Source organism: Psychrobacter sp. NPDC078501, from assembly GCF_044900935.1.
GTDB lineage: Bacteria > Pseudomonadota > Gammaproteobacteria > Pseudomonadales > Moraxellaceae > Psychrobacter.
Window position 1 is genome coordinate 413,723 of sequence record NZ_JBJDOS010000002.1, and the last position, 14,927, is coordinate 428,649.

A 14,927-nucleotide genomic window follows, 5' to 3' on the forward strand; every position below is an offset into this window, starting at 1 on the left:
ACTTAGCTGAGTGGGGTTTTTTGCATTTTTTATCATACGGATTAATTAATCAGCGATTGCTCTTATGTCAGTTTGCAGACTTTAGTATCATGGCGGATTGGGCTACGTTCAGCCTTTATAGTCAACAGGAGACAGACCCGTCGTGATTTGGTTAAAAATGCTCATCGGCACCTTGATGGTACTGGCGATTCAAATGTTCGCCCAAACCCGATTTTTCTATTTGGCGGCACTTGCGCCGCTATTCCCCACTTTTACGTTAATCAGTCACTTTATCGTTGGTACTGAGCGCAGTCCCGCTGATTTAAAGGTCGCGTTGATATTCAGTATGCTTGGCGTCATACCGCATTTGATTTATACCTTCGTGGTGTTTTTTAGCATCAGTTATATGAGCTTATACAAAGCACTAATGCTAGGTGTGGTCGCTTGGACGATTGCGGCTGCGATTCTGGTACTGACATGGCAATACATTCAAGGTTAATTAATATTAAGACGTAAACTCTTTTAGCACAGCAATGGCATTTTATAGGCTTCACCTTAATATCTGAGCGTTTTTTATTGAAGTCTTTTTATTGATTTAGTGTTGGCTGCTAGTTCTGATGGTGATGCTAATATCATCATAAATAATTGTCATTCATATTTTGAATAATGGCCGCTTATGATAGGCTCACTGGTGTAATATCTACTAACAGCAAGATAACGAAAACCCAATCGCAATCAATTACTATTCTTAATAATAAAAAATAGGGCTCAAAAAAAATGGATACCTTAAATATCCTGTATCTCGTAGGCGCAGTATTAATTTTCGCCAGTATCATGGCGAGTACATTATCGGCGCGCTTAGGCGTACCATTGTTGTTGCTGTTTTTGATAGTGGGTATGTTGGCAGGCGAGCAGGGTATCTTGGGTATTGAGTTCTCTCAGTATGCGCTAGCCAATTTCGTAGGGCAGGCAGCCTTAGCCTGTATCTTGCTAGATGGTGGTTTACGTACGTCTTTTAAATCGTTTCGAGTAGGGCTAAAACCTGCGATTACGTTGGCCACGTGGGGCGTGTTGGTCACGGTCATGGTACTAGGTGTATTTGTCACTTGGCTACTTGATGTCGATTGGCGCTTTGGCTTACTGATGGCAGCGATTGTCGGCTCGACCGATGCAGCAGCGGTATTTTCTCTATTACGTAATGGCGGCGTCAAGCTTAACGACCGTGTACAAGCCACGCTTGAACTTGAGTCTGGTGCCAACGATCCCTTGGCTATTTTATTAGTTACTGGTTTGATTGCCTTAAATGTAGATCCTGATGGTCAGACAGTATTTGGCTTTTTAGTTTTATTACTACAGCAGCTGAGCTTTGGGCTAGGCATGGGCTTACTGTTCGGTTATTTTCTATCCCGATTATTGCCCAAGGTGCATTTGGCAGAAGGCATGTACGCCATTTTGATTCTCTCTGCTGGCTTGGCTGTGTTCGCCGCGACCAATCTCATTGGTGGCAGTGGATTTTTGGCGGTATACCTCACTGGTGTGCTAATCGGCAACCACAAGGTGCGCTCGACAGAGCATGTCATGCGAGTGATGGACAGCTTTGCTTGGCTGTCTCAGGCCGTGCTATTTGTGGTATTAGGGCTATTGGTCACTCCATCAAACGTCCTCAATGTCTGGCATTATTCGGTGGCGATCGCGCTCTTTATGATCTTTGTGGCGCGTCCTATAGCCGTCTATACCAGCGTCAAACCATTCAAATTTAAAGACAGAGAGATTGGGTTTATCTCTTGGGTTGGCTTGCGCGGTGCAGTGCCTATTACCTTGGCAATTTTACCCGTCATGGCTGGTATAGATAACGCCTTTATGCTGTTTGATATTGCCTTTGGTGTCGTGGTTCTATCGTTGATTCTGCAAGGCACAACCATCCCTACAATGGCAAATCTATTTAAGGTACGTATTCCAACCAATAAAGATCCGAAAGAAGAGCATGAGGTTTGGGTATCCGATAAGGCCAGTATCACGCTGTATGAGTTTGAGGCAAAATCAGGTGCATTTGCCATTGGGCGTCATCCTATGGGTATCTCCAAAGGCATCAACCCAGATGAAATCAGTGTCTTTGCGCTAGTTCGTAACCAACAGATCGTAGTAGTCGATGACAACACGAAGCTAAAATTCGGCGACAGTGTCTGGTATGCCATGAGAGGCAATCACGCGAGTAAAATTGCCAAGATTTTTAATGACACGACATTAGATCGCAAAGCTATCGATGATTTCTATGGCGATTGGTTGCTATCACCGAGTGTTAAACTTGGAGACTTGCCATTTTTTACAGGAATTATGGCGTCTGAGACATTGGTAAAAACACTCAAAACGTCTGATGAAGACAGCGCAAAAAACATGTGGGAGCAGACGGTGGCCGAGTACGTGAAATCACATTTAGGTACTGCGCCAGTGTCGGGTGATACCGTCGTGATAAGTGATGAATGGTCATTGGTCATTAAGGAAGTCGATGACAAGGGAAAGCTAAGAACCATTGGTCTAAAGTATCAAGACCAAGTAGCAACCGCCTAAAATTTTGTCAAAATTTTTTAATAGCTAATAATCAGAATAGTAAGATAAGGCATTGTCTTTAAAGGCATTGCTTTCAAGACAATGCACCAGCTACTAGGACACTGTGATTAAGAAACACTGAGAGTCCGAGTAGCAAAATCTGCTGATAAATTAGGCTTTAGAATAATTCTCTGACAACAAATTTATCATTTTATTTAAAAAATCTGCCACATGTTTGTGTAGGTTTTCTCGGTATGCCCAGTGATGCTTCACTTCATAGCTTGCCTCATCAGGCAGTAGTATTTTCATCAGCCCCATCTCTTCATAGCGCACTGCTAGATCACGTGGCAAATAACCCACATGATGACCTGCTAGGATAAGCTGTGCGGTGGCTTCCATCTGATAAGTAGTCGCGCTCAGTATCTTTGGGCGAATATGATTGATACTGACATCAGTAATATAGCCTCGTTTCACCCAATGATGGTCTTGCTCTAATTCCTCAAATGTTAGCTTGTCAGGCTCATGAAACGAACGATGCTCACGCCCGCAGCAGACGACTTGTGTTTCAATAAAAGCAGGTTGAAAGGTCAATAGCGGCGGAAAACTACCAAAGTATCCCACACCAATATCACTTTCGTTGCCGAGGAGCTTTTCTATCATGCTCTCAGGACTTTGCACGTCAATAGAAAAGTGTATCAATGGATTGTCACGGTAGCTAGCAGCCAAGCACTGACGCAGCGCATCATAAAAAAGCGTCGGCATCTGATCGATTAAACACAGTCTGATATGACCACCACGCACAGAGTCTAACTGACGGATATAGTGCAACTGATGTTGAAAGCTGGCAACGGCTTCTGTAAAGCTCAAACAAGCCTCATACACTGCCGCACCGTCCTCTGTCAGCTTAAACCCTGCTCGACCACGATGACACAGCGTCATTCCTAATCGGTCTTCTAAATGGGTCAAATGTCCACTGATCACAGAAGTAGTGACATTTAAGCGTGACTGAGCAGCTGTCACGCCTTGGCACTCTACGATGGCCATAAAACTACGCAGCGTTTTTATATCTATTTTTATCAGCTCATCTAGCATCGATCGCCACCCTATATCAAATTAATTAAATAGTAATGGATAAGAATTGAGTAATTTTCATCAACCTTACTTTTCTATATGTATTCGTACTATCCACTAAGGAATAAAAAGTAAAAGCTAATTTTATCAAGGTTTTAAGATTACCTAACAAAATATTCTGCTTGTCAAAACTTCTGATAATAATATGTAAATTTCGTTTACTACGAAAAAATAGAAGTTTGCTTCTGAATTTTACCATGGTTCCTTCTCTTATATTTATGTATTGTCAATGGCATGTAGCAAATTGTGTACTTAAACCAAATAGAACAAGGAAGTAACTTATGACATTCAATCAACCATTAAGCGGCAACGATATGCCAAGATTTGGCGGTTTCGCTTCTATGATGCGTCTGCCAACTCAGGCTGATGCTGAAGGGTTAGATGTGGCGTTTGTTGGCGTACCTTTAGATATTGGTGCATCCAACCGTAGCGGTGCAAGATTGGGTCCTAGACAGATTCGTGATGAGTCAAGAATGATTCGTCCCTACAATGTGGCCACTCGTGCTGCGCCTTTTGAGTCATTACAAGTCGCTGACATCGGCGATGTGCCTATCAATACATTCAACCTGCTAAAAAGCGTTGATATCATCGAAAAATTCTATACCGATAAAATCGTCAAACACGGCGCGATTCCTCTAACACTAGGCGGCGATCATACTATCGCGTTACCTATCCTGCGCGCACTTGCCAAAAAACATGGCCCTGTCGGTATGGTGCATATCGATGCTCATGCGGATATCAATGATGATATGTTTGGCGAAAAAATCGCGCATGGCACGCCGTTCCGCCGCGCTGTCGAAGAAAACCTAATTGATGGCAATCGTGTGGTACAGATTGGTCTACGTGGTACAGGCTATAGCGCTGAAGAGTTTGACTGGTCAACTGAGCAAGGATTCCGCGTGGTACCTGCTGAGGAGTGCTGGTATAAGTCGCTAACACCGCTCATGGCTGAAGTACGTGAAAAGCTAGGTGATGGTCCTGTCTATTTGAGCTTTGATATCGACGGTATTGATCCTGCATTTGCCCCAGGTACGGGTACTGCTGAAATCGGCGGCTTGACCTCTACTCAAGGTATCGAAATCATTCGCGGTATGCGTGGTCTAGATGTGGTGGGTGGAGATTTAGTCGAAGTATCACCACCTTATGATCCATTCGGTAACACCTCGGTATTGGCGGCGAATTTATTGTTTGAGATGCTATGTATCCTGCCAGGCGTACGCTATGACGACAAGGTTAAGGCGGTTTACTAGTCGTTATGTATCAACATGATAACCATAAAAGGAATGGGTTATTAACAGTCTCTTATTGGTTAGATGTGGAGCATAGAGTAGCTTTATCGGCACCAGTGCAATAACTGGTATTAATATAACTCGGTTAAGGAAGACACTAATGAGTAAACCTTCTTCATTTTTTGGTCAAGATACCCTTTCTCCAAATGAAGCTGGACACAGTTTGGGTTCAATTGGTACGTTTGCGCTGTGGTTTGGTGCCAATATCGTAGTCACGACCATCTTAACCGGGATGTTGTTGGTACCAGATCTACGTTTTACCACTGCTATCACGACCGTACTCATTGGTTCTTTAATCGGTGCAATTCCACTGCTTTTGGTTGGTCTGATGGGTCAGCGTACTGGCCTACCATCGATGGCGCTAACACGTAGAGCTTATGGACCACTTGGTAGCCAGTTGATTTCGCTGGTAAACATGGGTGTGCTCATTGCATGGAGCTGTATTCAGGCGCTGCTCGCTGGCATGAGTCTGAACTACGCGATTGAGGCGACCACAGGTTATAGCAACCTACCACTATTTGTGATCTTGTGTGAGACAGTCGTGGTGCTAATTGTGCTCCGTGGTCACCTCGGTATTGAGCTGGTCGAACGTTGGGCAGCGCTAGCTATGGCAGGTCTTACGGTTGTCGTACTCTATCAACTAAACCAACATTATGATGTATCGACCCTGTTTGAGATGCCAGTTGAATCACGTAATGGTATTACGTTAGGTATTGCATTTGATATCGTCATTGCTACTGCATTCTCTTGGATGTCTTCAGCAGCTGATTACAACCGTAACTGTAAGACTTCAAAGATTGCCGTATGGGGTACTTACTTTGGCTACATTATGGCGGCTATCGTTGCTATGGGTTTGGGTGCGACGATATCAGGGCTTTCTATCCTAAACGGTATGGAACAGACTTACGACCCGACTCGTCTGCTTGCTGACTTTGGTTTTGGTCTGCCAGCTGCGCTAGTTATTTTCTTTTCAGTCATGACAACCAATGTAATGGCAGTCTATAGCGCAACGCTATCCTGCATGAACGTTGCTCCTAACATGAGCTTTTGGAAACCTGCACTTATCATTGGTTTGGTCACTATCTTTGGTGCGCTGATACCAGGTATTTTAGATCAATTCCAAAACTTCTTATTGATCGTAGGTGCACTATTTATCCCAGCATTTTCAGTCATGATTGTTGATTATTACCTTGTTGGTCAAGAAGGCTATACCGCAAAGCTGCTTGATTCTACCAAACAGTTAGGTCGTCCTACTGCAAAGATTGCTATCGCAGCATATCTAATCGGTGCAGCGCTTGCCGCATACTGGACTTTGATAGCGCCTCCATCTTTCGGTGCTTCATTACCTGTCTTTATTATTACTGGTGGACTGTACTGGTTAGGTGCGACTCTGTTTACTCGTCCTAATAGCGCTGTTACTTCAGCTCAGAAGGAGCCGTCATTGTGAAATTGATGATTGCTCAAACCAGTCCTTTACTGGCTGAAGCGACGGCCAATCTAGAAGCTTTAGAGTCTCTTTGCCGCCTAGCAGTAGAGGCAAAAGTAGATCTGCTCGCGTTGCCAGAGCTTGCATTCACAGGCTACAACATATTTGAGCGTCTTGATCGCTTAGCGCAAACTATCGATGGTCCAATTGTCACTGAGGCAGCGAGACTTGCTGATAAATACAACTTGCATCTACTATTTGGTCTCGCTGAGCGCCAGTCTAATGGTGAGTTAAGCAACTCTGCCATACTGCTAGATGATAATGGGCAACACCTTGCGACTTATACTAAGCGTCATTTATGGGATCGTGAAAACGAGTTCTTTATAGCAGGTAAAAAGTCCTGCGTGGTTGACACTCGATTCGGCAAATTGGGTTTAATGATTTGCTACGATAATGAATTCCCAGAGGTGGCAAGAGAGCTAGCTCAAGCAGGGGCGGAGGTCATCCTGTCACCTACAGCAAATATGTTGCCAAATGCAGAACGTCAGGTACTGCAAATTCGCGCTCGTGCCATGGACAATCAATGCTTTGTTGCTTGTATCAACCGCTCAGGCGTAGAAGACACCCTTCATTACTGTGGCAATAGCATCGTCGCTGGTCCCGATGGTGAGGTAATCGGAAGGCTTGGTTTGACCGCTGGCACGATGATAGTAGATATCGATCTCGCCCTTATTGATGAGAGTCGCACGCACCAAAATTATCTTAAGGATCTGCGTGCTCTTAAAGATACTCATGTCGTTAATGGAGCTGACTTATGAGTGAGCAGTCATTACCTCGAATCAAGTCAGAAAACTGGTATCGAACCACCACGCTCAGTGACGGAATCACACTTATCGATGAGCCATGGATTAAGCCGTTTTTTCGCTGTAATTTGTGGCACGTACGGGGTAGCGAACGTGATTTATTAGTAGATTTTGGGTTAGGTGCTGTACCATTGCGCCGCCATGTCGCTTTGCTCGCTGATCGCGATATCGTTGGTGTAGCCAGTCACACCCATTTTGACCACATTGGCGCAGCAAATGAGTTTGACTGCTGTCATGTCCATTCTGCTGAAGCACACATCCTAGCTGAACCAGACAATGCTCGTACTTTGGCAGATATGTTTGTCAACGATGAGATGTTTGACGCGCTACCGCCTGAACCTTATGCCCATTGCGGCTATAAAATTGCGGCACCAGCGAAAATTATGCAGCTTGAAGATGGTGACGTGATTGATTTGGGCAATCGTCAGTTTGAAGTAATTCATACGCCTGGCCATTCTCCAGGTGGTATCGCCTTGTGGGAAGCTGCTAGCGAAACGCTGATTTCTGGTGACCTTATCTATGATGGCCCATTAATTGAAGATACGTGGCACAGCAATATATCTGACTACGCTAAGAGCATGCGCCGCTTAAATGCACTACCAGTGCGAGTCGTTCATGGTGGGCATTTCCCTAGCTTTTCAGGTAAACGCTTAAACATCATGATTGATGATTGGTTACGGCACCATGACTTGTAATGAATAGCATTTAATAACGATTAAAAATAAACCATTAGCCAATATAAAAATTTTAACTTAATACTAATTATATTTTGTAGGATGACTGACCCATGACCCAATTGACGCAAACGCCTTCTCCTGTGACTGATACATCATCATTGACCTGCGGTGAGCTGTTGGTGCAGTGGCTAGAGTATTATGGTGTAGAGACCGTTTTTGGTATCCCTGGTGTACACACAGTAGAGCTGTATCGCGGTCTACCTAATACCAATATTCGTCATGTGACGCCACGTCATGAACAAGGCGCTGGGTTTATGGCGGATGGCTACTACCGTGCCTCTGGGAAGATTGGCGTGTGTTTTATCATCACTGGCCCTGGCATGACCAACATTATGACGGCGATGGCGCAGGCATTGGCTGATTCGATACCGATGTTGGTCATCTCTAGTGTCAATAAAGTCAAAGACACGGGTAGTGGCGAAGGGCATTTGCATGAGCTGCATGATCAGCAAGGCATGATTAGCAAAGTAGCATTGACGAGTAAGACCATTTGGCAACCTGAATCGCTACCGAAAGTCATTGCAGAAGCTTTTGCCTTATTTAACGGTGCACGTCCTGGCCCTGTACATATTCAGCTGCCTATCGATGTCATCACTGCTGATGCCAGCCACGTTGCTAAGCCGCCTAAGTTAAATGCTGTAGCAAATAGCGAAGCTAGTACAAATAATTTGAGCCTACCACAGGTCACAAGACCATTGCCGAATCCTACGCAATTAGACCTAATCGTGCAGTCATTACAAACCGCGAAAAACCCTGTAATACTTTATGGAGGCGGCTGTGTTGATATCGATCAAGATGCACAACGATTGGCAGAGCTGATAGATGCGCCAACGTTTTTGACGATTAATGCAAAAGGCTTGCTGCCACCTGGTCATCCATTAAGTTTAGGTAGCAACCAGTCATTAGAAGCAGGCCGAGCCGTGATTACCGAGGCGGATTGGGTGTTAGCGATTGGTACTGAGCTTGGCGAGACTGACTATGATGTGTTCTTTAATGGTGAGTTCAAAATCAACGGCACGCTGGTACGTATCGACTGTGATGCCCAGCAATTGCAGCGTCCGTTTAGAGCAGATATTGCGGTACTGTCTGACGCGCAAATGGCGATTAGTGGTTTATGTAGTCGCTTAGAAGGTCAGACATTTGACCATCAAGCACTGTCACGTGTCAATGAGGCAAAACAAGCTATCTTGAAGGATGTAACGACAGACTTTGCGGGTCAAAATGCATTACTAAAGCTGATTAGAGATGAAGTAGAAGACGTCATTTTCGTTGGTGATTCAACGCAGCCTGTCTACAGTGGCAACCTTGGCCTAGAAGCCTTGGCGACGCGTAAATGGTTTAATTCATCGACGGGTTTTGGCACATTAGGCTATGGTTTGCCTGCTGCTATTGGCGCCATGGTTGGCTCAAACCTACCTGTCGTCAGTCTAATGGGTGATGGTGGTATTCAATTTACAATTGCTGAGCTTATCTGCGCAGCCGAGCTTGAGCTACCATTGATCGTTTTGCTATGGAACAACCAAGGCTACGGTGAGATTCGTCGTTACATGGAAGAGGGCGGCCTACCATTGATTGGCGTCAATATCAAAACGCCAAATTTTGAGCCATTAGCAGCAGGGTTTGGCGCTGGCTATCGTAGAATCACCGATAAGCAGCAATTGCTAGACGCATTAAAAGTAGACACGAAGGGTAAACAACCAATTATTTATGAGATTGATGAGGCGGACGATTTTCTAAAAGAAATGGCTAAGACAGCGACTTATTTTAGTTAATATTAATATTGGCGCTAATACTACGGATAATCACGAGACTGATAGTCACAGTTCTAAAAAACGACAAAAGAATGACAAACGCTGGTTACGCAAGGAAGCACGTTCATGACGCTCAATGCTAGAGAAATGTCAAAAAGTAGACATGAGCAAATACCGCGTTTGTTGACGGCGCTTGCTGCTGTCATTGGTACGACCAATATATTGACAAAACCTAGCCAACAGCAGCCTTATGTGCAAGGTGCGATTGAGGCTGTCACGGACGCGACCGTAGCAGTTGTGATACCGCACTCTCTTGTGGCACTATGGCGCGTCATTAATATCTGTGCCGCTGCCGATGTGATTATCATTGCTCAAGCGGCCAATACAGGCCTAACAGGTGGCTCAATACCGAATGGAGATTATGATAGGCCACTAGTCGTAATCTCTATGCAGTTATTGGGCGGCGTGCATTTACTCAACGATGCAGCAGAACTGGTTGCTTTGCCAGCAGCTACTTTGCAGCAATTAGAGTCTACCCTTGGGCCATTAGGGCGTGAGCCGCATTCAGTACTGGGCTCTAGTTGTGTGGGCGCATCGGTGATAGGCGGTATCTGCAATAGCTCAGGTGGAATGTTGGTACAGCGTGGACCTGCCTATACTGAGATGTCTCTATTTGCCAGACGCAATGCATCAGGAACGTTTGAGTTAATCAATCATCTGGGACTAGATCTGGGTACGCATCCAGAGGAAATGCTAGAGAACCTGCAAGCTGGCACGTTTAGTAAGGTCTCGAATAGGACGAGCAACAGTAAAGTCTGTACCAACCATCATTATCAATACAAAGTCCGTGATTGTGAGGCAGAGACACCTGCTAGATTTAACAATGATCCTGACGGCCTGTATGAAGCGTCTGGCTCAGCTGGCAAGGTCATTGTATTTGCGGTGAGGGTAGCGACCTTTGCTAAGCCCAAACACGAGCAAACATTTTATATCTCGACCAACGACGCTGATACCTTGACCACACTCAGAAAACAATGGTTAAAAAGCGAGTTGAAATTGCCTATCTTGGCTGAGTATATGCACAAAGATTATAACGACATCACGATGCACTATGGTCGAGACACTTGCTTGAGCATGCGTAAGCTTCCTGCTAGTCAGATAGGGACGTTATATCAAATGCAAGCAAAGATTGGCTACTATTTGGATAAGTGGCATCTTCCAAAAACGCTGCCAGATCGGATATTGCAGATGACATCTAGGTTTATGCCGCCGTCATTACCAGCTACTTTGACTACACAAGCACTCTTATATAAATACCATTTGATTATAAAAGTCGCAAATAATTTTGATAACGACTTTGATAATGGCATTAATAAAAATTCAGATAAAGATACTAATAAAAATGATGGCAACAATATCGCCGCTGCGCAGAATTTTTTGCAGAATCATATGCAGCAGTATCAAGGTGCACTGCATGTATGCACAGAGCTTGAATCGCAATCGTTATTAATATTTCGCAGTGCCGCCACCGCCGCTATGTTTCGCTACCATAATCTCAACCACACCCAATTTGGTGAGCTGTTAGCGACTGATATTGCCTTACCAAGAAACGCGACAGATTGGGACGAGATTCTACCTGCATACTTAAAAGAACAAGTCAGTAAAACCTTTTATTTGGGGCATTTTTTTTGCCATGTCATGCACCAAGACTATTTATTGAAACCGATGACCAATGCCAAGCAATTCAAGGATGAGCTGCTGGCATTTTATGATAAGCGTCATATTGAGTATCCTGCCGAACACAATGTGGGGCATGTGTATCCTGCTAAAACTGAGCTACATTATTTTTATAAAAAACTGGATCCAACCAATTCTCTCAACCCAGGTATTGGTCAGACAGAGAAATGGAAAAACTGGCAATCATCGCCCATCAAGGAGAAGTTAAATGACGAGTTATATGGATAAGTCGCAGCAGCCGATTTTAGGAAACAATACTGTCGATCCAGAGACCCCAAAAGCCGCTCAATGGCGTGCAGCTATGTGGAAGTTTTTGTTGTTTTCAGCACTGGGTATCGCGCTGTTTATCATACCGTTCGAGTGGGATGGTAAAGTCACGATTTTATTGGGTGTGTTGACCGATACGCTACAAACCGCCCTAGGTGGTTTGGTGACCTATATCACGATGGCACTCGTGACGATATCCTTTTTTGGTGCGCTAGCCGTCAAAGTATTGAAGCCAAATCTAAATGAAGGTTCGCTTGCCAAAAAACTCTTTGATATTGAGTGGTTTTGGCTTGCTATCCGGTTTTTAGGAATGGTATTTGTTTGGATGATTTTTCTACAAGTCGGCCCTGAGTTTATTATCAATCGGAATACGGGCGGTGTCATTTTTGAAGATTTGATTCCTGTATTGATTCCATTATTCTTCTTTGCCATTTTATCGCTGCCATTTTTGACTGATTTCGGTTTGATGGAGTTTTTGGGCACGTTAGCCAGTAAAGTATTTATCAAGCTCTTTAAACTACCTGGTCGTTCTGCTGTCGACGCAATGTCTTCTTGGTTTGGTGCAGCGTCTATCGGCTTGCTGGTCACTATGCAAGAATATGATAAGAGTTTCTATAGCCAACGTGAAGCCGCCATTATCGCGACCACATTTTCAGTCACTTCTATCGCCTTTACCTATGTGGTTGCCAAAACCATCGGCGTGGACAATAACTTCGTCTTCTTTTATCTGACCATTGCGCTAACTGGTTTTATCGCTGCGATTATCATGCCGCGTATACCGCCATTGTCTCTCAAGCCTGATACGTATCACTCGGGAAAAAGCATGCTTGATGAAGGCATTCCTGCTGAATATACAACGTACCAATGGGCTGTCAATCGTGCCGTCACTCGTGCGCACTCTATGCCTAGCTTAGGTAAAGTGTTCAAACGCAGCGTACACAATCTGTTTGATATCTATTTGGGACTAATTCCAGTTACGTTCGCTATCGGTACGATTGGCCTTGGTTTAGCAGAGTACACGCCTGTCTTTAATTGGATTGCGACACCGCTTGTACCAGTACTTGAATGGTTACAGATTCCAGAAGCGGCAAAAGCGGCACCTGCCATGATTATGGGCTTTGCAGATATGTACTTGCCAGCATTGGTGGGTAAAAGTATCGAGAGTGAGATGACACGATTCATCGTTGGTGCTGCTTCAATCACTCAGATTATCTATATGTCTGAAGTAGGTGCACTGATTTTGAAGTCAAATATCAAGCTAAATGTGTTAGAGCTATTTTTGATCTTTATCCTTCGCACGCTTATCAGCTTAGTAGTCATCACATCAGTGGCGCATCTACTGTATTAGTGGCGTGTCTAGTATTCACAAGGCATATAGCCTAACGATAATATACAAATGGTCGGTTTTTCTGTAGTCAGTTAAACCGACCATTTAGCCAATGACATTATGTACCTAAAGATTATTTCAAAAAATATAAGGCGATTGACCATTATGGAAATGCTGAATTCTACAGACTTAACCAAAGAAACTGCTATACAAGCGGCTCAAAATGAAGTTGTATTAAATGCCGCTTATATCAATGGTGACTGGGTTACGATTGAAGCGCTCGCGACCGATTCTGGTGATGCAAGCTTTGATAATACGAATAACCATGCGTTGTATGATCCAAATTCAGGCGAGGTGATCGCAACGACGCATCTATGTACCAGTGCCCATGTAGAGCAGGCAGTTGAAGCGGCTGATGAAGCGTTTGCTGGATGGTCACAGACTAGTGTAAGTGAGCGCGCCCGCTATCTAAATGCGATTGCAGAGTCTATGGAGCAGCAATTCGATAAGTTGGTTGGGCTGTCTGTATTAAACAACGGTAAGCCAATTGAAGAAGCAAAGATAGACGTAGGGGACGCCATTGCTTGCTATCGCTACTATGCCAACCTCATCACAGATCAGGCAACGTGGTCTAAGGTCTCAACGCTTGAGTCGGGTATTCGTTTGTTAAAGACATACTCGCCAGTGGGTATTTGTGCGCTGATTACCCCTTGGAATTTCCCAATGGTAACGACCTCTTGGAAGCTGGCACCTGCGCTAGCGGCAGGTTGTACTGTGCTATTAAAACCGTCTGAGGTGACATTATTACCAGAGCTTATGCTAGGTAATATCTTATCTGAGATTGGCTTGCCAAAAGGGGTGGTTAATATTTTACCGGGTGCTGCCGAAGTGGGCACTGCTATGACCAGTCATCCGCTGATTGACAAAGTATCGTTTACTGGCAGCAATGTAGTCGGCGAAAAGGTGATGGTTCAAGCAGCAAAAGGCATCAAAGACATTAGTCTAGAGTTGGGTGGCAAGTCTGCTATTGTGGTCTGCGCAGATGCTGATATTAATTACGCTTGTGATTTAATCATTGGCGGCATATTTACCAATGCAGGTCAGATATGCTCGGCCACTTCGCGATTGGTTGTCCATCAAGACATCGCTGAACAGCTTTTTGAGACGTTAAAAGTAAAAACGGAAAGTCTGCAAATTGGTGATGGTTTTGCGACAGATACGCAAATGGGCCCATTGGTGAGCAAACAGCAATTGAACCAAGTTCAGAAATTCTTTGATGTTGCGACAGCTGAAAATCTGGACTGCTTAACCGGCGGTGAGTTATTAGAAGCATCTGGCTATTTTGTAAAGCCAACTGTCTATACGAATGTGCCAACGACCAGTCAGTTATGGATGGAGGAAGTGTTTGGGCCTGTATTAGTCTGTGCAACCTTTACTGACGGCGCAGAGGCTATCCGTCTAGCTAATGATAGTAAGTTTGCTCTAGCAGCAACCATCGTGAGCCCCGATGAGACTGCCGCACTCGAGATGGCGCTACAAATCAAAGCCGGGCATATCTGGATTAACGAGCAACAAATCGTATTGCCAGAAGCAGGGTGGGGCGGGTTCAAACACAGTGGTATCGGCCGTGAGTTGGGCGGTGATGGTTTGTCCGCTTATCAGAAGAGCAAACATGTATTGTTGACCGATTAATTGGATTTTTAACTAGATTGTCACTAGCCACTATAGAGTGGCTATTTCCTAGCTATCAGCATGGCTATTGAATTATTGTTGATAGCTAGGTCGCGTTCTAACATTACGTTTGTTTACCAGACCGTTTCTTATATTAACTTTACTGTCGCACCCATTCAGGATAAAATTGAGCAATCATTCA

The 14,927-nt window shown here is 44.4% G+C and carries 11 protein-coding genes; 10 read left to right on the top strand and 1 reads right to left on the bottom strand.

The features are described from left to right. Nucleotides 1-142 precede the first annotated feature (142 nt). Complete coding sequence (locus ACI2IW_RS04730; RefSeq protein ID WP_404692826.1) at nucleotides 143-478, top strand: GlpM family protein; 336 nt, start codon at nucleotides 143-145, stop codon at nucleotides 476-478. Nucleotides 479-756: 278 nt separating this feature from the next. Further along, complete coding sequence (locus ACI2IW_RS04735) at nucleotides 757-2,547, top strand: potassium/proton antiporter (protein ID WP_201567601.1); 1,791 nt, start codon at nucleotides 757-759, stop codon at nucleotides 2,545-2,547. Between the two features lie 150 nt (nucleotides 2,548-2,697). Here ACI2IW_RS04735 and ACI2IW_RS04740 read toward each other — a convergent pair whose 3' ends face one another. Beyond that, on the bottom strand, nucleotides 2,698-3,618 hold the full coding sequence (locus ACI2IW_RS04740) for a LysR family transcriptional regulator (protein ID WP_404692827.1): 921 nt from the start codon (nucleotides 3,616-3,618) through the stop codon (nucleotides 2,698-2,700). 320 nt (nucleotides 3,619-3,938) lie between these two features. Between ACI2IW_RS04740 and speB the strand changes: the two genes are divergently transcribed. The 8 genes from speB (at nucleotide 3,939) to ACI2IW_RS04780 (ending at nucleotide 14,746) form a co-directional block, all read left to right on the top strand. Further along, nucleotides 3,939-4,907 carry an agmatinase gene (gene speB / locus ACI2IW_RS04745; protein WP_057760617.1) on the top strand — a complete coding sequence of 323 codons (969 nt, stop codon included), beginning with the start codon at nucleotides 3,939-3,941 and terminating at the stop codon, nucleotides 4,905-4,907. Between the two features lie 139 nt (nucleotides 4,908-5,046). After that, nucleotides 5,047-6,393, top strand: coding sequence for a purine-cytosine permease family protein (locus ACI2IW_RS04750; protein ID WP_404692828.1), 1,347 nt, complete (start codon nucleotides 5,047-5,049; stop codon nucleotides 6,391-6,393). Between the two features lie 5 nt (nucleotides 6,394-6,398). Further along, complete coding sequence (locus tag ACI2IW_RS04755; RefSeq protein ID WP_404692989.1) at nucleotides 6,399-7,190, top strand: carbon-nitrogen hydrolase family protein; 792 nt, start codon at nucleotides 6,399-6,401, stop codon at nucleotides 7,188-7,190. Beyond that, complete coding sequence (locus tag ACI2IW_RS04760) at nucleotides 7,187-7,930, top strand: MBL fold metallo-hydrolase (RefSeq protein WP_404692829.1); 744 nt, start codon at nucleotides 7,187-7,189, stop codon at nucleotides 7,928-7,930. Before ACI2IW_RS04755 ends, ACI2IW_RS04760 begins: the two co-directional genes overlap by 4 nt. 92 nt (nucleotides 7,931-8,022) lie before the next feature. Further along, nucleotides 8,023-9,744 (top strand): 5-guanidino-2-oxopentanoate decarboxylase, encoded by a 1,722-nt coding sequence (locus ACI2IW_RS04765; RefSeq protein ID WP_404692830.1) that lies wholly within the window; start codon nucleotides 8,023-8,025, stop codon nucleotides 9,742-9,744. Between the two features lie 105 nt (nucleotides 9,745-9,849). Then, a complete protein-coding gene (gene dld, locus ACI2IW_RS04770) occupies nucleotides 9,850-11,688 on the top strand; it encodes a D-lactate dehydrogenase (RefSeq protein WP_404692831.1) in 1,839 nt (612 codons plus the stop codon). Further along, nucleotides 11,669-13,075, top strand: a complete 1,407-nt coding sequence (locus ACI2IW_RS04775; protein ID WP_404692832.1) for a YjiH family protein — start codon at nucleotides 11,669-11,671, stop codon at nucleotides 13,073-13,075. The genes dld and ACI2IW_RS04775 overlap by 20 nt, the downstream gene beginning before the upstream one ends. Nucleotides 13,076-13,219: 144 nt before the next feature. Further along, a complete protein-coding gene (locus ACI2IW_RS04780; RefSeq protein ID WP_404692833.1) occupies nucleotides 13,220-14,746 on the top strand; it encodes an aldehyde dehydrogenase family protein in 1,527 nt (508 codons plus the stop codon). Nucleotides 14,747-14,927: the final 181 nt, after the last annotated feature.

Bases quoted from the DNA above. Each gene is read 5' to 3' on its own strand.
- ACI2IW_RS04735 (WP_201567601.1), top strand. From the start codon at position 757: ATGGATACCTTAAATATCCTGTATCTCGTAGGCGCAGTATTAATTTTC.
- ACI2IW_RS04740 (WP_404692827.1), bottom strand. From the start codon at position 3,618: ATGCTAGATGAGCTGATAAAAATAGATATAAAAACGCTGCGTAGTTTT.
- speB (WP_057760617.1), top strand. From the start codon at position 3,939: ATGACATTCAATCAACCATTAAGCGGCAACGATATGCCAAGATTTGGC.
- ACI2IW_RS04750 (WP_404692828.1), top strand. From the start codon at position 5,047: ATGAGTAAACCTTCTTCATTTTTTGGTCAAGATACCCTTTCTCCAAAT.
- ACI2IW_RS04755 (WP_404692989.1), top strand. From the start codon at position 6,399: ATGATTGCTCAAACCAGTCCTTTACTGGCTGAAGCGACGGCCAATCTA.
- ACI2IW_RS04760 (WP_404692829.1), top strand. From the start codon at position 7,187: ATGAGTGAGCAGTCATTACCTCGAATCAAGTCAGAAAACTGGTATCGA.
- ACI2IW_RS04765 (WP_404692830.1), top strand. From the start codon at position 8,023: ATGACCCAATTGACGCAAACGCCTTCTCCTGTGACTGATACATCATCA.
- dld (WP_404692831.1), top strand. From the start codon at position 9,850: ATGACGCTCAATGCTAGAGAAATGTCAAAAAGTAGACATGAGCAAATA.
- ACI2IW_RS04775 (WP_404692832.1), top strand. From the start codon at position 11,669: ATGACGAGTTATATGGATAAGTCGCAGCAGCCGATTTTAGGAAACAAT.
- ACI2IW_RS04780 (WP_404692833.1), top strand. From the start codon at position 13,220: ATGGAAATGCTGAATTCTACAGACTTAACCAAAGAAACTGCTATACAA.